Origin of the sequence: Deinococcus betulae, from assembly GCF_020166395.1 — a bacterium.
GTDB lineage: Bacteria > Deinococcota > Deinococci > Deinococcales > Deinococcaceae > Deinococcus > Deinococcus betulae.
The window spans coordinates 79,280-98,892 of the sequence record NZ_JAIQXU010000010.1; the positions used below are offsets into that span (position 1 = coordinate 79,280).

The window sequence follows — 19,613 nt, forward strand, 5'->3', positions numbered from 1 at the left end:
CTCTGGACACCAACAGGAACTTAGACCCGGTTCAAGCAGCCTGGCGGCGGTGGGTGAAGGGGCCGGCGCCTCAGCCCAGGCCACTCCGACGGCGCCTACCCTGCTGGCCGTGAACGCGCCAGCAAAGCGCTCAGCGCCCGCTCGGCCCGCTCATCCGCCGCCTCGTCCTGAACAAAGCGGCGCGACACATGATGCGCGAGGTAGAGGCCGCACAGTTCCCAGACAAACTGCTCGGGGTCCAGGTCAGGGCGTAACTGCCCCAGTGTCACCGCTTCGCGCGTCCAGGTGGCCAGCAGCGCGCGCCACTCGCGCTCGGTGTTCAGCAGCCGGTCTCGCAGCGGCCCCGGCTGGTCATCCAGTTCAAAGAGGCCGGCCGCCACCGGACAGCCGCCGGTCAGGCCCGCGCGGGCCGGCCAGCCCAGCCAGAGCCGCGCCGCCCGTTCGAGCCGGGGGAGGCCCGGCGCTTCCCGCAGCGCCCCCTCCAGCACCGCCGCCTCGAACTCGCGCGAGGTCTGGTCCAGAAGTCCCAGTTGCAGGTCCTCCTTGGAACCAAAGTGCGCGAACAGCCCACTTTTAGACCGGCCTGTGTGTTCGGCCAGCATGCCCAGGCTCACCCCGGCAAAGCCGTGGACCGTCACCAGGTCCAACCCCTGCCGCAGCAGCGCCACCCTTTTGCCAGATGTAGGGACATTCATCGCTTCAAAATAGCACGACCGGTCGTGCTAAGTTTTATCTGCTGGTGGCCTAGCTTTGTGGCCAGTAGCAAAGGAGCGATATGGTCTGGACCGAACTGCTGATGTCCAAAGTGCAGCTGCTGGGGCCCCTTGACTGGCTGGCCCCGGTGCTGATTGGGCTGCTGTACATCTCGCTGTCCTCGCTGCTCAGGGAACCGGCGCGGCAGAAGTTCAGCGCGGTCATGATTGCTGGCGCGGGGGCGGCCTACCTGAATGGCGGCTTTGGCGCCTGGGAGTTGGCCTTTACAGCGCTGGTCACGGTCTGCGCGTACCGGGGGCTGACCAGTTACGCCTTTATCGGCGCCGGCTGGCTGCTTCACACTGGCTGGGACGTGCTGCATTACCTGTACGGCAACCCTATCGTGCCGTTTTCGGCCACCTCGTCGTTTGGCTGTGCCGTCTGCGACCCCATCATCGCGGCGTGGTGCTTTGCCGGAGGACCATCCGTGTTCGGGGGGCTGCGCCGCCGTGTTGGTGCCCACCGGCCCTAGACAGGCCCGCTGTGAACACCGTTTTTGCGCCCCTGACCTTTCCAGAGCTGCTGGGCCGCTTGGGGCTGGCCTGCCTGATTCTGGTGCCACTGCTGATGGTGCTGGGCCAGGTGTTCGTGCGTTTGACCGGCGTGCCGCCCAGCTATCCGCCCCTCAGCCCGCTGCCGCTGCTGTCAGGGGCCATTGGCGGGTCGCTGCTCAGTGCCCTGGGGTACTTGCTGCTGAGCACTGTCATTAAAGACCAGAAGACGCTGTGGACCGTGCTGGTGGTGCTGGCCCTGGCCCTGCTGGTCGCCAGTTTTCACCTGCCCTGGCGCCTGAGCTACACCCGTTCGGCCCGGTTTACTGGCGTGACCGTTTCGGCGCAGGTGGCTCAGGCCATGCTGCACTGCGTGGTGGTGGGCACCAACCTGGCGGTGCTGCTGCGGCGTTAGGGTGAAGTGGGGACGGCCCCACGCAGCAGCACCGTGGCCCGGCGGGTCAGGTGCCAGGGGGCAACCCTAAAAGTTGCTTCCAGGACGTAGCGGCCATCGGGGAGACCGGTCACTTCAGGCGGCAAGCCTTCCACGCGCACGCTCCGGGCCGGCAAGAGCAGCTGCTCTGGATTTCAGCACAGGCCACATGGTCGGGGAAAGCAGAGACCTCCCGGCTCTCCGGCGTGAGCAAGCGGTATGTGATGGTAAAACAGCTCAGCTCAAGGGTCACTGGCCCAGGGCCCAGATTGACCAGCCGCGTCTGAATGTTGTCCCAGGTCAAGGTGGAGACCGGGGACGGCACGAACATCACCAGAGCCAGTCGGGGCACAGGCGTAGCCCATGCGCTGGTCAAGGAGAGCAGCAGGGCCTGCGCAGCGGCCTGGCGCACGAGTGTCCTCAGCCTTTGGTCAGGGTGAAGGACACGTCCACCGTCACCGAGTCGCTGCTGCCGGGGTAGCGCACGTCATAGTCGTAGGGATTGAACTTGAACTGGGTGCTGACATTCACCTTGCCGCCCTGCAAGGTGGCCTTGACCGGCACGCTGATGGTCTTAGTGGTCCCCTTGACCGTCAATTTTCCGGTGGCGGTCGTGGACAGCGTCTGCCCTTCGGCCAGCTTGCCGCCGGTTAGTTTTTCCAGGGCAAAGGTGGCGTTAGGAAACTTGGCAGCGTTCAGGGCGTTCTCGCCCTTGGCATGGGTGTCACGAAGGCCGATACCCGTTTTCAAGCCCGAGACTGGCACCTTCACCGAGCCGGTCGTGGCCGCCAGATTCGCCGGGTCCAGCTCCACGCTGGCCGTCACTCCGGCGATGTTGCCGCGCACCGGAATCAGGCGCACCGTATGGGTGAAACTGGCCTGACCGTCGGCTGCCCGGTAAGCCGCTCCCTGGGCCTCGCCCGCCATCAGAACTGCCGCCGTGCCTGCCGCCCAGAGTCGTTTCATAGGCCGATATTGAGTCAGCCGTGTGAAGAACAGGTGAACCTGCGTCCCGGCCTGCGCGACCATGAACCCAAAGTCAGAATTTTCACCTTTCGTGGCCACTTCGTACAAAAGTTCATCTGAAGCTTCTGTTCTGACAGGTGACTGTGCCACTCCATTGCCTACCGTGAGGCCATTCTCCGCGTGCCTGCCCCGGCTGGCCGCGTCCCTCACGGAGGTTGTATGAAGCGCGTCCTGTCTTTGGTGTCTCTGGTCCTGTCGAGCGTTGCCCTGGCGGGCAGCGGGCAGATGTCCACGCCGGTTCGTCTCACGGTTCAGCCGGTCTGCGAAGTGCAGAGCGTGACCTCGGAGCGCGTGACCCTGCACTGCACCCGCAACTACGTGCCTTCTGTGCCGCACGACCTGCCTCAGCTGCTGGGCAAGCTCCCGCTGGCCGAGCTGCGCCTGACCAGCAGCGCCCCGGCCCCCAGCGGCGGCACCCTGAACACCTACGCGGTGCAGCCACTGGGCGCAGCAGGCGAACTGGTTTTCTACTGACCGCCGCCTGCACTGGCCTTGGTGAGCCCACATGGCCATCAAGGCCAGTTGGCTTGCGCAAGCGCCCGTCTTCTGAAGCCGGGAGTAGGGAAAGTCAGGTGCCAGACATCTGCCCAGACGCCCCCCCCGCTCCGCAGCAGACGGCGCGGCATACTGCGTGCCATGAAGCCCGAGCTGTTGGTCATGAAATTTGGTGGCACGAATATGCAAGACGCCCGCGCCATTCGCCACAGCGCGTCTCTGGCGGCGCGCAGCCTCCGTGAAGGGATCAAGGTGGTGGTTGTCGTCTCGGCGATGGCGGGCGTGACCAACAGCCTGCTCAAACTGGCCGACGCCGCCCAGTCCGGCGACATCGCCAGCGCCAACGACGAGATTGCCCTGCTGCGGACCCGGCATTTTGCAGCGGCCCAGGAGCTGGGCGCGGCCCCCGACAGCAGCGCTGTGCGAGAAATCCGCGAGATGCACGAAACCCTGCGCCAGGCCATCTACGGCGTCTACCTGCTGCGCGAACTGACCCCGCGCAGCCGCGACCTGATTGTGGCGTTTGGCGAGCGCCTGTCGGCCCCCCTCATGAGCCTGGCCCTGGAGCAGGGCGGCCTGCGCGCCCACCACCTGACGGGCGGCGAGGCCGGCATCCTGACCGACAGCCACTTTGGCAACGCCAAGCCTCTCCCCAGTACCTACGAGCGGGTCAAAGACCGCCTGAGCGGCCTGCTTGCGGCGGGCGTGACCCCGGTGGTGGCGGGCTTCATGGGCGAAACCGACAAGGGGGCCATGACCACCCTGGGGCGCGGCGGCACCGACTTCAGTGCCACGATTGTCGGCAAGGCCCTGGGCGCCGACGAGGTGTGGGCCTGGAAAGACGTGGACGGCGTCATGAGCGCCGACCCCCGCGTGGTCAAGGACGCCCGCAACATCGAAGTTCTGAGTTACGGCGAGGTCATGGAGCTGGCCTACTTTGGGGCCAAGGTGCTGCACCCACTGGCGGTGACGCCCCTGCAGGACAGCGGCATTCCCCTGCGCGTGAAAAGTGCCGCCGACCCCGACTTTCCCGGCACGCTGGTGCAGGCCCAGCCGCGAGACGAGGAAGGTCACCCGGTCAAGGCTGTGACCGCCATTCGCAACGTGAGCATCGTCAATGTCAGCGGTGCCGGGGTGCTGGGGATTCCCGAAGTGATTGCCAGCGTCTTTGACGCCATTGCCCGCGAAAACGTGACCCTGCTGATGGTCTCACAAAGTTCGTCTATGAGTAACGTCTCTTTGGCGGTGCAAACCGCCGACGCCGAGCGCACCCTGGCTGCCCTGCGCGCTGGGGTCAGTCTGGAACTGCATGTCGAGGAACAGCCGGGCGTGGCGGTGCTGGCCATTGTAGGCAGCGGGATGCGCGGCCAGAAGGGCGTCTCGGCCCGCATGTTCACGGCGCTGGCGGCGCAGGACGTGAACATTCTGATGATCTCGCAGGGCAGCTCCGAGCTGAACGTGTCGGTGGCCGTCGAGGCCGGGCATGTGGACACCGCCACCCTGGCGGTTCACCACGCCTTTGGCCTGGGCGAACCTGCGCTCGCCGCTGGTTGAGCGGTTCTGGCACCTGCACTTTAGGCAACCCACGAGAATGCGCCAGGCAGCTTGATCTCCGGGCTGCCTGATATGACGTCCCGGTAGCCGTAGTGCCGCTGGCTTATGCGACTGCGCTTTTTGAAACCTTCATCTATCTGGTCTCTTGCAGGTGAAAATTCAGGAGTTGCCTTCATGCTGAGGAAATCCGGCTGCTGTCATCCCCTTTTAAGCTGAACAGCATGCAAGCCTACGGTCGGAAGTGGCCAGCGTGGAGTGTCGCAACGCTCTCCAGCAGGGCCGGGTTGTGATTGATTTGATGGTGGGTCAATCCAACGGAGCGGCGGAAGCCCACCCAATGCCTCCGGCCAGTCACGTGTATCAGCATCTGCTGGAGGCGATGCCCGTGATGCTCTGGACCGCCAATAAAGACGGCGTGTGGGAACACGTCAATGGGGCCTGGATTGCCTACACGGGCGTCATTGGTCAAACGCGGGGATTTGGGTTTGAAGCAGCCGTGCACCCAGCCGATGAGGCGCGGACGGTCGCGGTCTGGAAACGGGCCGTAGAGCAGGGTCAGGACTACCAGATTGAGTACCGATTGCGGAGCCAGACGGGGCATTACCGCTGGTTCCTGACCCGTGGTGTCCGGGTGACGGATGACCTTGGGCTTCAGCTGGCGTGGGTCGGCACCTGTACGGATATCGACGACCGGAAACGTGCCGAGCAGCAGGCCGTCGACGCGCGTGAGGCGGCGGTGCGCGCCCTGGGACTCGTTCTGGAAGCGCGTGACCGCGAGACCAAGGGCCACACCGACCGGGTGATGGCCCTTGCCCTGGAGCTCGGACAGGCCCTGGGGCTGAGCGGGGCTCAGCTTGAGACGCTGCGTCTGGGTTCGTACCTGCACGACATTGGGAAGATGGTCATTCCAGACGCGATTCTCCTGAAGACCGGTCCACTGACCGAGCAGGAGTGGGCAGTGATGCGCAGCCACACGCTGGAGGGGGAACGCTTTGCGGCGGCGCTCGGGTTCGTGCCGCCCGAGGTTCTGGAACTCATCCGGTTTCACCATGAGCGCTGGGACGGCGGCGGCTATGTCAGCGGCCTGAGCGGCGAAGCCATTCCACTGCTCGCCCGCGTCTTTGCAGTCGTTGACGTCTATGACGCGCTGTTAAGCGAACGGCCTTACAAGGTGGCCTGGACCCAGGCCCAGGCCGCCGACTACCTTCAGGCGGAGGCTGGGCGACAACTTGATCCCCACATTGTGGCCACATTCCTCCATGCCCTTCAGGGCGGCCCGGCGACTGCTGGCTGACGCACTTAGGCCGGCAAGTAACGCCGCCCGAACTCTTCGGCAGACACAGGGCGACCAAGAAAAAAGCCCTGCCCAATGTCGCAGTCCAGAGATTTGAGCGCCTCCAGCTGAGCCTGGGTCTCAATGCCTTCTCCGACCGTAAAGACGTTGAGCCCATGACCCAGCGTAATCGCACTCCGAACCATGGCCAGCACCTTGTGACCTCCTGGGAGAGGTGTGACGAAGGAGCGGTCCAGCTTCAGCTGACTGATCTCAAGGTGCTGCAACTGACTGAGGTTGGAAAAGCCAGTCCCGTAATCATCAAGTGACACCTGAACGCCCAGAGAAGTCAGGGCCTCTGTGAGCTTGAATGCTTCCGGCGAAGCCTTGAGCAGCACGCTCTCGGTGATCTCCAGCACCAGCTGGGCCGGCGGAAGGGCCGTGTCCTGAAGAACCTGTTGAATCATCTGGAGAAAACCAGAATCCTGCCACTGCTGGGCCGAAACGTTAACGGAGACCTGCCAGGTCTGTGAATGCTGGGAGCGCCACTGAGCCAGTTGGGCGCAGGCTTCGTGCAGAACCCACTCGCCCAGCGGAACAATCAGGCCCTGTTCTTCTGCCAGGGGAATAAACTCCGCCGGCGAGATCCACCGGCCATCCCGTTGGGGCCACCGCAGCAGCGCCTCCATGCCCACCACCTGGCCCGTGCGGAGATTGATCTGGGGTTGATAGTGGAGCTCCAACTCCCCTTGTTCGATGGCCTGGCCAAGCCGGTTGCGCAGAGACAATTTCTCCTGGGCTGCTTGGGTCATGCACGCCTGGTAGAACTGGTACTGCCCTTTGCCCAGCGCTTTGGCGTGATACATCGCGGTGTCGGCGGCGCGCAGGAGGCTTTTCGTGTCCTGACCATCTGTGGGATAGAGGCTGACCCCAACGCTGCAGCTCAGGTTCAGCACATGTCCGTGGACCTGGAACGGTTGGCTCAGGGCCTGCTGAACATCATGTGCGAGCCGCGAGACATGCAGACTCTTATAGACGCCGGGAATCAGAAGGACGAATTCATCTCCACCAAAGCGCGCGATCAGATCGTCTGCACGGAGCAGGCCAGAGAGCCGGTGGGCCACCGCCTTGAGAAGTTCGTCGCCTGTGTCATGACCGAGTGAATCGTTCACGAGCTTGAACCCATCCAGATCCAGGACCATGACCCCGATCCCTGTCTTGTGACGGCGCGCGAACTGGAGCGCCTGTTCAGCCCGGTCGAGGAACCGCAGCCGGTTGGGCAGCCCTGTCAGCGCGTCATGGTGCGCCAGATGCTCACTGCGTTCGTGGGCAGCCTGCCAGTCAAGCGTGATGAGCCGCAACTCCAGTTCATCCATGACGATGGCTGCCAGGTCTTCAAGCAACTTCAGGTCATCCGCTGTCAAGATCTGGGGGCGCCTGTTGTACACGGCGAGGCTGCCAATATGAAACCCGTCTGGCGTCGTCAGGGGCACACCTGCGTAAGAGCAGGCACCCTCGAATTTCACCATCGGATCGTTCTGAAAACGTGGACTGGCGTGCAGGTTCTCAACTGTAAAAGCGGCGCCGCGCTGAACGGTTTCTCCGCAGCAGACGCTCTCCCGGTCCATTTCGTGGATGTTCGTTCCAGCACCGGATTTGAGCCAGGTGCGCCGCGCCGCGACAAAATTGATGATGACAATCTGAACATTCAGGAACCGCTGAACAAGGCGGGTGATGCGGTCAAAGGCCGGTTCAGGAAGACTGTCGAGCACGTGATAGCGGTAGAGCGCGGCAAGTCGGTCTGGTTCATGTGGGTGCTCTGGGGGCTTCACGCTGTTCCTTTTCCTCTCTTGCAAGGGAGCGGCTCGTGAGGTGGAACTGGAGATGAGGCTCTGCTCCTCTCCTGCTGTCAGTCTCTGAGCTGAATTTTCTCCCGTGACCTTCAGCGTTTCAGTCACGCCGCCTGGGATACGGAAGTCTAAGGGTGGCGTTCTGCTCAGGCGGTACGAAGCAGGTGGTGGCCCATTTATCTAAGTGGGTGCAAGTCCATGCTCAAGGCAAAGCCCTGTTTATCTTCAGGAGGTTCACCATAACTGGCGCAGGATGGGCTCACCGTCTGTGAAGGGGATTCTGGCACTTTCGCCTGGTTAGGTGGGTAAGGTGTGTCTGACTGAAGGCTCTGCCGCCATCAGTGTTCCCTGAAGGGTAGATTTTGCCCTTTGACTCTCTGAGCGCTACTCCGTGTTGCTGCAGCCCGCTGCACCACCCAGGTTCAGCAGCAGTCAGACCTCATACGGGTGCTGTTCGGAGCACTGCCTTGACGGGCTCGGCAGTCAAAACAGGTCCAGTCCAGGTGCCAACGGCACCAGCGGACTGATAAGCCTGTGGCTCAAACCTCCGCCGCTCCACTTGCAGTACGTCCCTTGCTGTCCTCAGCTGTGCAGCGCTGCGCCGCGAGGAGGACGCCTTGACCTCTCCGCCCTCTGGTCTTCGCCAGGATTCAGCGGCCAGAACTGCTCAACCGGCATCTGTCGCAGGATCGGTGAGGTGCCGTTTCCCCTCCTCAGCGGGCTCACGTTCGGGTATCGCGTTGCCCACCGGGCGACTGGCGCAGCCCCGGCCAGCGGCGACTCATCAGGATGTACAGGCCCGCCACCCAGACGCTGCTGGCTGTAATTCCTGCCAGCACGTCTGACGGGTAGTGGACGCCCAGGTAATTCCGGCTGGTGCCTACAGCGACCGCCCACAGCGCCCCAAACACGGCCACCGGCCAGCCGGCCCGCGACCGCCAGAACACCAGTGTCAGGGCCATGCCAAAAGCGGCGTTGGCCATGGCGTGCCCGCTGGGAAAGCTGTAGCCCGGTTCGGTCAGGACGGCCACCATCTCGTCGGGTCGGGGGCGCTGAAAAATGACCTTCGCCACCACGTTCAGCAGAGTCGCGCCCATCACGCCCGTCAGGAGAAACCAGCCGTGGGCCCGGCCGCGCCCGCTGTCCGCCTGCCCCAGCAACCAGGCAATCGCCAGGGTGATCAGGGGGAGCACCTGCACGCCCCCAATCTGCGCCAGCGTCTCGGCCACGCGCGTCAGGGTAGGCGTGCGCTGCGCGGCGTACCAGCTGAGGACCGCCTGGTCCCAGGCAAAGCCGCCTTCTTCCAGCACCTCCTCGGCCAGTTCGGTAAACAGCAGCAGCGGCCCGAGGACCCCCAAAAGCAGCAGCAGCAGGGAGCGCCAGTGGTGCCGCACAAAAGGCAGAAATTCCTGGCGCACGCGGGCAAGCATCCTTCTATTACAGCCGCCTGCCGCCTGCGCCGCGTTGCCGGATGCTTAATGCCGCTAGGCACGCTGGCGCATGGGCCGCTGCGTCAGGTGCCGCATGTGCGCCCTGGGGGTCAGGCCGCACCATAAGGGCACAAGGAACGCGCTGGCCGAATGGCTGCCAAAGAGGCAGCGGCGCGGGCCTTGGCGGAGAGCCCCAGATGCATCAGTACCCGATTCACCTTCACGCCCACGACCTCTTGCGGGAAGCCGCCCAGGACCGCCTGGCCCGGCAGGTGCAGGCCGCCAGCCGCTCTGCCCGCGCCCCTCGTCCCCACCTGAACCTGCTGGCCCTGCTGCGCCGCCTGCGCCCCGCGTGAGGCCCGCCCACATCCACTCGCCGCTCCCTTCTTCGTGAAGAGGAGCGGCGAAGTTTTTGGTGGGCCAGAGGGGTGAGACGCCCAAGGGACGCGCTGGGGTGTCCCTGGAAAACGGCAAGGGCTGATCCGGCAGTTCGCTACCGGCTCTGGCCCCTTGCCAAGTAGCGTTCCTGTAGGCCGGGGCTTCAGCGGTGCCTGGGGAGGGTGAAGCCGAAGGTGGCCCCGTCCGTGCCGGAACTCTGGGCCATGACCTGCCCCCCATGCCTCGTGACAATGCGCCGCACGGTGGCCAGGCCAATCCCGGTGCCGGGAAACGCCTCATGAGCATGCAGCCGTTGAAACAGACCAAACAGCTTGTCCGCGTATCTGGGGTCAAAGCCCACGCCGTTGTCCTGCACCCAGACCTGCACGGCGTCAGGGTGCTCCTCCGCCCAGATACGCACCTCGGCCACTGGCCGGGAACTGGCATATTTCACGGCGTTGCTGACCAGATTCGTCATCACCTGCTGTAAGAGCCCCGGGTCCCCCTGCACCACCGGCAGCGGCCCCAGATGCCACCGTGGGGCCTGCGCCGGATACTCTGCCGCAGCGTCCTGCTGGGCCTGCTTGACCAACGCGCTCAGCTCAACGGCTTCCCGCCGGAGCGACTGCCGACCGGACCGGGACAGGACCAGCATTCCGTCAATCAGGGTGCTCATGCGGGCGGCCCCCTCTTTAACGACCTGAAGGTGCCGGGGCACTTTGTCGAGCTGTCCTTTGTCCAGGCCGCGCTGCGCCAAGTCGGCAAACGCCATGACGTGGCGAACGGGGGTGCGCAGGTCATGCGACGCCGAGTAGGTAAAGGACTCCAGTTCGGCGTTGGCTTCCTCCAGGTCCTGTGTGCGGCGGTTCAGTGCGTCCCGCTGCTGCGTCAGCTGCTGGGCCTGCACCGCGCGCTCGACGGCCAGGCTCAGGCCTCGCACCACCGCCCGCACAATCGCCTGGTCCTGCGCCGGCCAGAGCTTGGCCGCCCGTTTCCCCACCGCAAAGATGGCCCGGACCTCTCCGCCGATCAGCAGCGGCACGAAACCGGCGGCCCCGTACACCTTGGCTGCCGAGAGCGAATTGTCTTCGGCCGCCCAGCCCTGCACAAAGACCGGCCCACCTGTGCGGACCGCTTCGGCGAAGTCCGGGGCGTCCAGCGGGACCCCAGCCTGCATTTGTTTCACGACCTCAGGACTCACGTCGGCGGACCACACCACCCCTTTCCAGGCTGTTTCCTTCAGTTCGTAGTAGGCCACGCTGACATCGCTTAGGTGCGCCTGGACCACTGCCACCGCCTGCCGAGCGAGGCAGTGCAGGTCCGTTTCTACCCCCACGGCCTCGGTAAAGCTGACGAACGCGTCCAGCGCCACCGCGCGCTCTTCAAGCACCTGGGCCTGCCGCACCCGTTCCAGTGCCAGCCCCAGGCCCTGACCCACCGAGGCGATGGTCGCCTGTTCCTGCTCTGTCCAGAGAGGCCGGGTGCTGCCCGTCGCCAGGAAGGCAAACGGCTGGCCCTGCGCAAGATAGGGCGTGATGCTCAGCGCTGTGCTGTGGCCCACCGATTGGGCCCGGCCCTGCGCGCCGGTGGCAAAGGTCGTCTGCCCGGTCCTGAAGGCTTCAGCGGCCAGCGGCGTCCTAAGGGGCACCCCAGCCTGGCGTGCGGCAACGACCTCAGGAGGCGTGTTCGCGGAGAACGTCAGGGGCAAGGCGGTGTCGCCCTGAACCAGATAGAAGCCGCTGATGGCGCCCTCAACCGTGTCCTGAAGAATCTGTGTGGCCGCTGCCCCCAGCACCTTCAGGTCTGTGGAACTGGCCACAGCGGTCGTGAACGTGACGAAGGCGCCCAGCGCCTGTGTCTGCTGACGCACCTGCTGCTCTAACGTGGACGCGTGGTGGTGCAGGGCGGCCTGGCTGGCCTGACGGTCTTCCTCGGCCGTTTTACGCGCCGTGATGTCGCTGGACATGGCGAGCAGGTGGGTGATGTGCCCGTGGTCGTCCCGCAGGGGGGACACCGAAAGCCTCCACCATTTGGGCGTGCCCGCAAAGGTCCGGGCCGGGGCCTCAAGGGTGGTGGTCTGCCCGGCCCGGGCGGCGTCCAGGGCGGCCTCGACCTGAGCCTGCGCTTCGCCTTCCCAGAAGGAAGTCCACAGGACATCCTGGCACTGCTGGAAGTCGTCAATCTCCATGACCTGCTGACCGCCCAGGTTCATGGTGAGCAGCCGGGCGTCCAGGCCCAGCACCTTGATGCAGTCGCCGCTCGCGTCAATGATGGTCTGCAACTGCCCTGGGGTCAGCCGCACCTCGGCAGCGGACGTCATAGCGGAGAACGGGTAGCAAGCGACGTGAGGCGAAGCATTCTCTGAAGAATACCGGAACCGGGGAATGCTCTGTGCAGTGCGGGAGCGATCGTGCCAGCGCTGCGTGGTGTGACATCGCCTCCCGGTGTCCGGTGCCTGGCGTCAGCCCGCACGGGGTGTTCTCTATGGACGGATCAGCGTCTACCAGGCGCCTGTCATCAGGTTACGAAAAGGAACGTCGCGGGGCGGGCCAGGTCGATGGAGTCTCCGACCTGGCCCGCCCCGCCGCCGCCTTACTTCGTTTCGACCAGCTTGTAGGTGCCGCTGCCGCTGTAGCTGTAGATGTACCAGCGGTAGGTGCCCGCAGATGCCGTGACCGACACGGTTTCCTGACTGCTCGGGCTGGTGCTCTGCCCAGCCGTGGCCCAGGCCGAGCCGGTCCAGCGCTGTAGGTACAGGTCAAAGTCACTGCCGGCCGGCCCGGTCAACTCGCCTTTCAGGGCGCCGCCTGCGTAGGAAAAGCCCGATGAGCCCGGCTGAACCGTAGCGGCGCCCTGGTTGAGGGTGCCGGTGTAGGTGCGGCCCGGCGTGGGGGTGGGCGGCGTGGTCCCGCCGGGGTAGATGGCCTGCAGGGCGAAGAGGTCACCCCGGCTGAGTTCGGTGGCCTTGCCCAGGTTGGCGGGCGTGCCGTTGTACTGGCCCACCGGCTGGCTGCGCGCATAGATGTACGGCGGGAAGTAGTTCATCACCGAGTCGTAGTCGTAGGGGCCGTGCGTGTAGGCGTTGCAGGTCTTGCCGAAGTTCGTGGTGTCGCCCACGTAGTTGCTGCCCACCGTGATGTAATTGTCGCGGTCGCAGCGCTGGTGTTCATGGTGAAAGCCCGAGGCGTGGCCCATCTCGTGAATGATGGTGCTGTTGGTAAAGCAGTTGGGCGCGATGGTCAGCGTCTGGGTGCCGCCAATGGACCCCACATAGGACGACCCGCAGCCGCCGCCGCCCACGACAAACTCCACCTTGTTGGCGGCGTTCGGGTTCCACACCCAGCGTAGCGTCGTGCCCGCCTGTGCGTTCCAGCGTTCGACAGCGGCGTTCACGGCGGCCGCCTGCGTGCTGGTCAGCCCGCCCTGGCGCCAGAAGTACGATACCGTCTTGCCCGACCAGTTGCCCCCGCCTGCCGCAAAGCGCGACAGGCTCTGGCCCGACAGCATCCCGGCCGACTTGTTCAGCCGTTCCAGTACCCGCACAGCGTTCTCTGAGCGGTCCAGCAGCATGTCACCGTCCAGCACCATATGGCCGCCGACATTGCGGTACATGACCGTGGTGCCGTCCCGCAGGGTCACTTCCACGGCGGCGTCCTGCCCCAGTCGGGTGCGCTGAGCGTCGGTCAGGTCAGCCAGCGGCGTCTGGCGCAGGTCCAGGGCAAACGTGGGGCCAGACGCATTCTGGCTGGCGCCGGGGGTCTGGGCGGCCGCTGGGGCCGGCGTCTGCTCGGCGCAGCTGGCCAGCAGGGTCAGCGTGGTGAAGGTCAGGGCGGCAGCAAGGACATGGTTCATGGTGGCCTCCAGAAGGCTGGTGGAAGTGTCAGGCAGACCAAACCGTCGCCCCGGCTGGCGTAACGGCGTGCGCGCTGGACTGTGGTGTTGGCCCGCATCGTGACACATCTGGTTCACTGGGTGGTCTAGTCAGGGGTAGGTGTCCAGTTAAACTGGCCCAACCCATCACCATCGAATGGTCAGGCTTTGAGCGGTTGGCTGAGCAATGAGGTCCCTAGATGCTAGTGGAATGTGGACCATCCGCTGTGGCCCATCGTCTTTTCCCTGTTCTGGGTAGAGTGCTTGAACTGCGAGTGAGAGGCTAAGGAGCCTCTCAAGCCATGGTCAACCGTCAGTCGTCCTTGTGCGCAGCCGGGTGACGGCGGCGGTAATGCCGGGCCGCTTTCACCCGGTTCCCGCACGTTTTCATATCGTGCCAGCGGCGGGCATTCTTGGGGCTAGTATCGAAGAAGTACAGAATACAGTCTGAAGCTGCACACTGCTTAATGCGTTGCGGTGCGTCTCGGCGCAGTTCAAAGAGGTTGTACACGGCAAGGTACGCGGGCCGCTGGTCTGCGGAAACGATGAGCTGCAGGCTAGGCCCGTCCAGGTCGAACTGCGCCTGCCAGTGCCCGGCCCGCAGCTGTGCATTGAGCGTCTCGCGGTGGGTCGTGGTATCCCCCTGGAGAAACGCCCGGATGGCCTGGCGGACCTGGAGCAGCTGCTGGCGTGCAGGGGCGAGCGGCATATCGTCGTTCCAGAGCTGGCATTCAATGAGCCATTCACGTGTCCCTTCAAGGGTGAGCAGGGCATCTTGCAGCGCGCCGTTCTCTATCCACTGGGTATTGAGCAGATCAAGAGCCAGTGGCTCGTCGCGGAGAGGGCGGGCAAACACCTAGACAGTTTACTCCTCTAGATTCTAACCCCTTGTTTAGCTTTGAGTGGTTGACAAGGAGTTGCTCTGATGTGACAGTTTCTCTAACCACCTAAAGTTATTTGAGTGGTTACATGAGTTTTTGATCCCAGCAGCGAAGCGACTCGCCTCAATTCTGGGCCTTCCTCTCATCTGCGTCCCTCGTCTCTTGCTCGCTCTACGCTCCAGGAGTCCACATGTTGCCTCTGACACAGCACCGCACCATCTCAGTCAACGGTTTGACCCTCTTCTACCGGGAAGCAGGGCCTGTTGACGCGCCGCCCCTAATCCTTCTGCACGGCTTCCCGTCTAGTTCGCACATGTTCCGTGAGCTCCTGCCCCGACTGGCTGACCGGTATCACCTGATTGCCCCCGACTATCCCGGTTTCGGCTATAGCGACGCTCCTGCCCCAGATGCCTTCGAGTATTCCTTTGATCACCTGGCCGACGTGACCCAGGCTTTCCTCGACGCCATGGGCCTGACCCGGTACAGCCTGTACCTGCAGGATTACGGCGGCCCTGTGGGGTTCCGTCTGGCCACCCGTCACCCTGAACGCATTGAAGCCCTGATTCTTCAGAATGCCAATGCCTATACCGAAGGCCTCAGCGAATTGTTTCTCCAGACCCTGCAGCCTCTCTGGCAGAGCCGCACCAGTGCCACGGAAGCGCCTGTGCTGCGCAGTTTTAGTCCTGAGGGCATACGTGACCAGTACCTGACCGGCGCGCGCCATCCCGAAAGCCTCAATCCAGATGCCTGGACCCATGATCAGGCCCGGTTGGCGCGGCCTGGCAACGCGGCCATCCAGCTGGAATTGCAAGCGACCTACTACACGAATCTTGCCCGCTACGGGGAGTGGCACGAGTATCTCCGAACAGCCCGTCCACCCGTGCTGGTGACCTGGGGCCAGGGAGATCCGCTCTTTACCGTGGCAGGCGTTGAGCGCCTCCAGCAAGGCGTGCCTGACGCTGAAGTGCACTTTCTCGATACCGGTCACTTCGCGCTGGAAGAAGACGTTGAGCTGATTGCCCAGCTCATCGCCAACTTTCTGGAGCGGGTGCTGGTCACAGAACCCCGTTAAGGCGCCGTTCAGCAGAGGCGCCGAGTCAGGCCCGGAGTGTCAAGTTGAGATTCCCCTGGCCTCAGCATCGCTGCTGTAGCTGCATGGACGTCCTTCCGAAGGCTCTTGGCGCTCAACCTGACACCTGTCAGTTGAGGTTGGTACCGGATCGCCGGCGTTCTTGTTCACCGCTCAGCCCCAGGCTTCTGCGGTGCGGTGGCCAGGTCACGAGCTCCCCTCGCGCATTGTCCTGGGCTGAACCCGAGGCCTGCTGAAGTCGGCTCAGCGGGTGATGGGCGCTTGGTTGGCTTCCCGCTCGGCCAAGAAGGTCTTGACACTCTGCGCGGCCCGCGTGGTCATGCCCGGCACCGCCGCAATCTGCTCAATGGGCGCACTGGCCAGGTCTTCGAGGCTGGTGAAGTGCTCCAGCAAGGCGTCGCGGCGCTTTTGCCCGATGCCCGGCAGGTCGTCAAAGACGCTGCGCAGCATGTCCTGGCCCCGCAACTTGCGGTGGTAGGTCACGGCGTAGTTGTGGACCTCGTCGCGCACGCCAATCAGGACACGCAGCGCCGGGTGGGTGTGTGGCAGCAGCAGTTCGCGGTCCACGCCGATTTCAGTGCCGGTCTCCAGCCACCACTGCGCCCCAAACCGGCTGGGCAGAATCAGGCGTTCCTCGCGCTTGGCCAGCCCCACCACCGGCACCTGCACATTGGCTTCTTTCAGGGCGTCCAGGGCGGCATTCACCTGCCCACGTCCGCCGTCAATCAGCAGCAGGTCCGGCAGCGGCAGCTTGTCCGACAGACTGCCGGTAAAGCGCCGCGTAATCGTCTGCCGCATGCTAGTGTAATCGTCGGGATGGTCTAGGCCCTTGACCTTGAAGCGGCGGTGGTCGCCCCGGCGCGCCCGGCCGCCCTCGAAGACCACCATGCCCGACACGATGTTGGTGCCGAACAGGTTGGAGTTGTCGTAGCCCTCGATGCGCCAGGGCCGGTCGGGCAGCGCCAGCACCTCGCGCAGCGCGTCCAGCCCCGGATGGTCGCCCCGGCGTTCCAGCAGCGCCAGTTCGGATTCCAGGCCCGTGTGCGCATTGCGCTGCGCCATCTCGACGAGGTCCACCTTGTCGCCGCGCTTGGGGGTCCGCATCTCGATTTTGCGCCCGGCCTTTTCCGACAGAAACTCGCTCCAGACCGGGGCGTCCTCAAAGTCGGCGGGCAGCAGAATCAGGCCCGGCACATGGGTCGCCTGGGTGTAGTAGTCCTGCACGAAGGCTTCGACAATCTCGCCCAGCGGCGCGTCCTCGGTGCCGGCCAGAAACCGCTTGTCACGCCCCACCACGCGCCCGCCGCGCATGCGGAAGAGTTGCACCATCGCATACTCGCCGGCCTGCGCCGCGCCCAGAAAATCCAGGTCGGTCTCGTCGCTCACAAAGGCGTGCTGCTCAGTGCCAAACAACTTCTCGACGGCCTGTACACGGTCACGCACCCGCGCGGCCTGCTCGAAATCCTGGCCCTGCGCGGCCAGTTTCATGTCGTTTTTCAGGCGGGCAATCACGGGCGCCGCGCGGCCTTCCAGCAGGGACTTCACGTCCTCCACCGCCCGCGCGTAAGCGGCTGGCTCGGCCCGGTCCACGCACGGCCCCAGGCAGCGCCCCATATGAAAGTTGAGGCAGGGCCGGGCCTTCTTTTGCAGCGGCAGGCCACTGTTCTTGCGTAGCGGAAACATGGTGTCAATCAGGTTTTTAACCCGCCGCACCGCCGAAGAATCTGGATACGGCCCGTAGTAGCTGCCCCCGTCTTTCAGCACCCGGCGCGTGACGACCAGCATGGGAAAAGTCTCGTTCGTGAGCTTCAGGAATGGATAGTGCTTGTCGTCTTTCAGCGTGACGTTGTAGTGCGGCCGGTGCTGCTTGATGAGGTTGGCTTCCAGCACCAGCGCCTCGACCTCATTGCGGGCGGTAATGAACTCCAGGGTGTCGGCCAGCGCGGTGAATTTGCCGCTTTTGCCGCCTGCTTTGAAGTGCTGCCCCACCCTTGACCGGATGTTCTTGGCCTTGCCGATATAAATCGGCGTGCCCCCTTTACGGAAGATGTACACGCCGGGCGTGATGGGCAGCACAGGCAGGTCGTCAAGATGCACGGCCTCAGGATAGGGGAGGGGCGGCGCGGACTCCGTGAGCAAGGGCGCGCTCTGGGCCTCTACACTGCCCCCGATGAACTTGTGGCTCATACGGCACGGCCAGACGGCGGGCAACGTGGCAGGCATTTTGCGCGGCGCGGCCAGTGCAGGCGACGAACTCAGTGATGTAGGGCACGCCCAGGCCGCCGCGCTGGCCCCGTTGCTGGCGGCTCGGTCCCCCCGGCCCCAGGCGGTCTATGCCAGCACCTACCGCCGCGCCCAGCAAACGGCTGAGCCGCTGGCCCGCGCTCTAGGCCTTTCGGTTCAGGTGCTGCCTGGGATTCAGGAGGTGGACTGTGGTGACTGGGCCGGTCAGCCGTATTCGGCTCTGAAGACACACGCGGCGGCCCTGCGCCTGCCCTCTGGCGGCCTGGGTTTTAAGGGTGGTGAGACCTTCACGCAGATTGCGGACCGCTTTGTTCGGGCCGTAAAAGGCCTCCCGCCTGGCCAGGATGCGGCACTGGTGTCGCACGGTGGGATTCTGCGGATTGGCCTGGCCGCGCTGCTGCAGCAGGACATTGAAGCTGCCTGGCAGCGTGGCGAGTGGGTCCTGGGGAATGCTGAAGTTGTGCAGCTGAAGCGAGATAAGAAGGTCTGGAAAGTCAAAAATTAAAAAATGAAACCGAAAAATCACGACTTGGATTAATCGTGAATCTATTCACTAGCTTGTTCAACTATAACTATCACACACTTCTCTCCAAATAAGTTCTAGCCATAAGAAACACCGTCCTCATCCCCCAGCCTCACCGCCGTCCCAAGCTGCCGCGCCCGCTCAGCGGCAAACGCCAGGCGGTGGGAATCCAGCGACTGCGCCAGCGGCGTCGGGGGAGAGGCCTCACCGCGCAAACACGCCAGCCAGGCCCGCACCAGGCCGTCGTCGCCGCCGCCGTGGGTGCCGGCAGTGTCCACCACCCAGCGCCGACTGGTGCCGGTGCGGAAGTCATGCACCTCCAGTTCGCCCCGGTCCATGTGGCCGCGCAGTTCGCCGTGTGTGCCCAGCAGTTTGAGGGTGCGGGTATTGTTGTGGGTAAACGCACTGACTGTCAGCTGTGCGGTCACGCCGTTCCTGAACACCACCGTCACCGCCTGATGGTCTGGCTGGTTGTTGTACCCCAGATACACGCACTGGCCGTAAGGCCCGCTGCGCAGGGCATCCTCCAGCGTCTGGCCCCCAGCAGTGAGCACCGTGACCGGCCAGCGGGTCGGGTCGCGGTCCCGGTAAATGGCGCGGGCATCGGACGGACACCCCAGCACCGGGCACTCCACACAGCGCGGCGCCGCGCCGGCCGGCGCCTGCTCTGGCCGGAAATGGTGCAGGGCGCCCTCGCTGCTGACCCAGTGGGGCGCCGCCCCGGCAAAGGCCCGCAGCAGGTCGAGGTCGTGACTGCTCTTGGCCAGCAGAAACGGCGCGGCGGGCGGCGACAGACGCCAGTTGCCCCGCACGTAGGAATGCGCGTAGTGCCAGTGGGCCACGTTCTCGGCGTGGACAATCCCCACCAGTTGCCCCAGCTGGCCCGAGGCCAGGACCGCCTGCACCGCCTGAAAAAACGGCGTGGCACGCAGCACATGGCAAACGGTGACGCGCCCAGTCGAGGCCGCCTCAGCCTCAAGCAGCCTGTCCAGGTCGGCCTCGTGCAGGCACACCGGTTTTTCCAGCAGCACGTCGTAGCCCAGGGTCAGTGCCTGAAGGCAGGGCGCCACATGGGCGTCATCTGGCGTGGCCACCACCACCGCGTCGGCCACCCGGCCGAGCGCAAAAAAAGCGTCCCAGTGAGCAAACTGCTGTTCCGGTGGAACACCATGCCGCGCGGCCACCTCGGCCCGCCGGGCTGGGCGAGGCTCGACCAGATGGGTGATGCTCGCCCCCTGCGCGGCCAGCAGCGCGCCGTACACGTCGGCCCCCCGGTTGCCGCAGCCGATGAGGGCGACGCGCATCATGCGGGCGCCCCCACC

General features: G+C 64.6%; 18 protein-coding genes. 8 read left to right on the forward strand and 10 right to left on the reverse strand.

Going from position 1 to position 19,613, the window contains the following annotated elements; genetic code table 11:
* Window positions 1–95: 95 nt before the first annotated feature.
* Window positions 96–695, reverse strand: a complete 600-nt coding sequence (locus K7W42_RS09600) for a TetR/AcrR family transcriptional regulator (RefSeq protein WP_224574274.1) — start codon at window positions 693–695, stop codon at window positions 96–98.
* Window positions 696–775: 80 nt separating this feature from the next.
* Here K7W42_RS09600 and K7W42_RS09605 point away from each other — a divergent pair, with 80 nt between their 5' ends.
* Window positions 776–1,225: a DUF6010 family protein gene (locus tag K7W42_RS09605; RefSeq protein ID WP_224574276.1), complete on the forward strand. Its 450-nt coding sequence runs from the start codon at window positions 776–778 to the stop codon at window positions 1,223–1,225.
* Between the two features lie 11 nt (window positions 1,226–1,236).
* The gene (locus tag K7W42_RS09610) at window positions 1,237–1,659 is read left to right on the forward strand and encodes a hypothetical protein (protein WP_224574277.1); all 423 of its coding nucleotides are present in this window, start codon (window positions 1,237–1,239) and stop codon (window positions 1,657–1,659) included.
* On the opposite strand, the gene K7W42_RS09615 is transcribed toward K7W42_RS09610, so the two are convergent.
* Window positions 1,656–1,814 (reverse strand): hypothetical protein, encoded by a 159-nt coding sequence (locus tag K7W42_RS09615; protein WP_224574279.1) that lies wholly within the window; start codon window positions 1,812–1,814, stop codon window positions 1,656–1,658. The two genes, K7W42_RS09610 and K7W42_RS09615, sit on opposite strands and share 4 nt — an antisense overlap.
* A 283-nt stretch (window positions 1,815–2,097) precedes the next feature.
* Window positions 2,098–2,643 (reverse strand): YceI family protein, encoded by a 546-nt coding sequence (locus K7W42_RS09620; protein ID WP_224574281.1) that lies wholly within the window; start codon window positions 2,641–2,643, stop codon window positions 2,098–2,100.
* A gap of 219 nt (window positions 2,644–2,862) precedes the next feature.
* Between K7W42_RS09620 and K7W42_RS09625 the strand changes: the two genes are divergently transcribed.
* The 3 genes from K7W42_RS09625 to K7W42_RS09635 all read left to right on the forward strand — a co-directional run bounded on the left by K7W42_RS09625 (window position 2,863) and on the right by K7W42_RS09635 (window position 6,046).
* Window positions 2,863–3,177 carry a hypothetical protein gene (locus K7W42_RS09625; RefSeq protein WP_224574283.1) on the forward strand — a complete coding sequence of 105 codons (315 nt, stop codon included), beginning with the start codon at window positions 2,863–2,865 and terminating at the stop codon, window positions 3,175–3,177.
* A gap of 162 nt (window positions 3,178–3,339) precedes the next feature.
* Window positions 3,340–4,752 carry an aspartate kinase gene (locus tag K7W42_RS09630; RefSeq protein ID WP_224574285.1) on the forward strand — a complete coding sequence of 471 codons (1,413 nt, stop codon included), beginning with the start codon at window positions 3,340–3,342 and terminating at the stop codon, window positions 4,750–4,752.
* Between the two features lie 286 nt (window positions 4,753–5,038).
* On the forward strand, window positions 5,039–6,046 hold the full coding sequence (locus K7W42_RS09635; RefSeq protein ID WP_224574286.1) for an HD domain-containing phosphohydrolase: 1,008 nt from the start codon (window positions 5,039–5,041) through the stop codon (window positions 6,044–6,046).
* Between the two features lie 5 nt (window positions 6,047–6,051).
* Here the strand turns inward: K7W42_RS09635 and K7W42_RS09640 are convergent, their stop codons facing one another.
* Entirely contained in the window at window positions 6,052–7,857 is a 1,806-nt protein-coding gene (locus K7W42_RS09640; RefSeq protein ID WP_224574288.1) for a putative bifunctional diguanylate cyclase/phosphodiesterase, read from the reverse strand.
* 740 nt (window positions 7,858–8,597) lie between these two features.
* Entirely contained in the window at window positions 8,598–9,305 is a 708-nt protein-coding gene (locus K7W42_RS09645) for a phosphatase PAP2 family protein (RefSeq protein WP_224574289.1), read from the reverse strand.
* 197 nt (window positions 9,306–9,502) lie between these two features.
* On the opposite strand from K7W42_RS09645, the gene K7W42_RS09650 reads away from it, so the two are divergent.
* Window positions 9,503–9,661, forward strand: coding sequence for a hypothetical protein (locus K7W42_RS09650; protein WP_157461094.1), 159 nt, complete (start codon window positions 9,503–9,505; stop codon window positions 9,659–9,661).
* 185 nt (window positions 9,662–9,846) lie between these two features.
* On the opposite strand, the gene K7W42_RS09655 is transcribed toward K7W42_RS09650, so the two are convergent.
* From K7W42_RS09655 to K7W42_RS09665, 3 genes are all read right to left on the reverse strand, one after another.
* Entirely contained in the window at window positions 9,847–12,003 is a 2,157-nt protein-coding gene (locus tag K7W42_RS09655; protein ID WP_224574290.1) for a PAS domain-containing sensor histidine kinase, read from the reverse strand.
* Window positions 12,004–12,275: 272 nt separating this feature from the next.
* Window positions 12,276–13,535, reverse strand: a complete 1,260-nt coding sequence (locus tag K7W42_RS09660; protein WP_224574291.1) for a M12 family metallopeptidase — start codon at window positions 13,533–13,535, stop codon at window positions 12,276–12,278.
* 331 nt (window positions 13,536–13,866) lie between these two features.
* Window positions 13,867–14,409: a CGNR zinc finger domain-containing protein gene (locus K7W42_RS09665; protein WP_224574292.1), complete on the reverse strand. Its 543-nt coding sequence runs from the start codon at window positions 14,407–14,409 to the stop codon at window positions 13,867–13,869.
* Window positions 14,410–14,624: 215 nt separating this feature from the next.
* Here K7W42_RS09665 and K7W42_RS09670 point away from each other — a divergent pair, with 215 nt between their 5' ends.
* A complete protein-coding gene (locus tag K7W42_RS09670) occupies window positions 14,625–15,506 on the forward strand; it encodes an alpha/beta fold hydrolase (RefSeq protein WP_224574293.1) in 882 nt (293 codons plus the stop codon).
* Window positions 15,507–15,767: 261 nt separating this feature from the next.
* Here the strand turns inward: K7W42_RS09670 and uvrC are convergent, their stop codons facing one another.
* Window positions 15,768–17,621, reverse strand: coding sequence for an excinuclease ABC subunit UvrC (uvrC, locus tag K7W42_RS09675; protein ID WP_224574294.1), 1,854 nt, complete (start codon window positions 17,619–17,621; stop codon window positions 15,768–15,770).
* A gap of 73 nt (window positions 17,622–17,694) precedes the next feature.
* On the opposite strand from uvrC, the gene K7W42_RS09680 reads away from it, so the two are divergent.
* A complete protein-coding gene (locus K7W42_RS09680) occupies window positions 17,695–18,273 on the forward strand; it encodes a histidine phosphatase family protein (protein WP_224574295.1) in 579 nt (192 codons plus the stop codon).
* 95 nt (window positions 18,274–18,368) lie between these two features.
* On the opposite strand, the gene K7W42_RS09685 is transcribed toward K7W42_RS09680, so the two are convergent.
* A complete protein-coding gene (locus tag K7W42_RS09685) occupies window positions 18,369–19,598 on the reverse strand; it encodes a Gfo/Idh/MocA family protein (RefSeq protein WP_224574296.1) in 1,230 nt (409 codons plus the stop codon).
* Window positions 19,599–19,613: the final 15 nt, after the last annotated feature.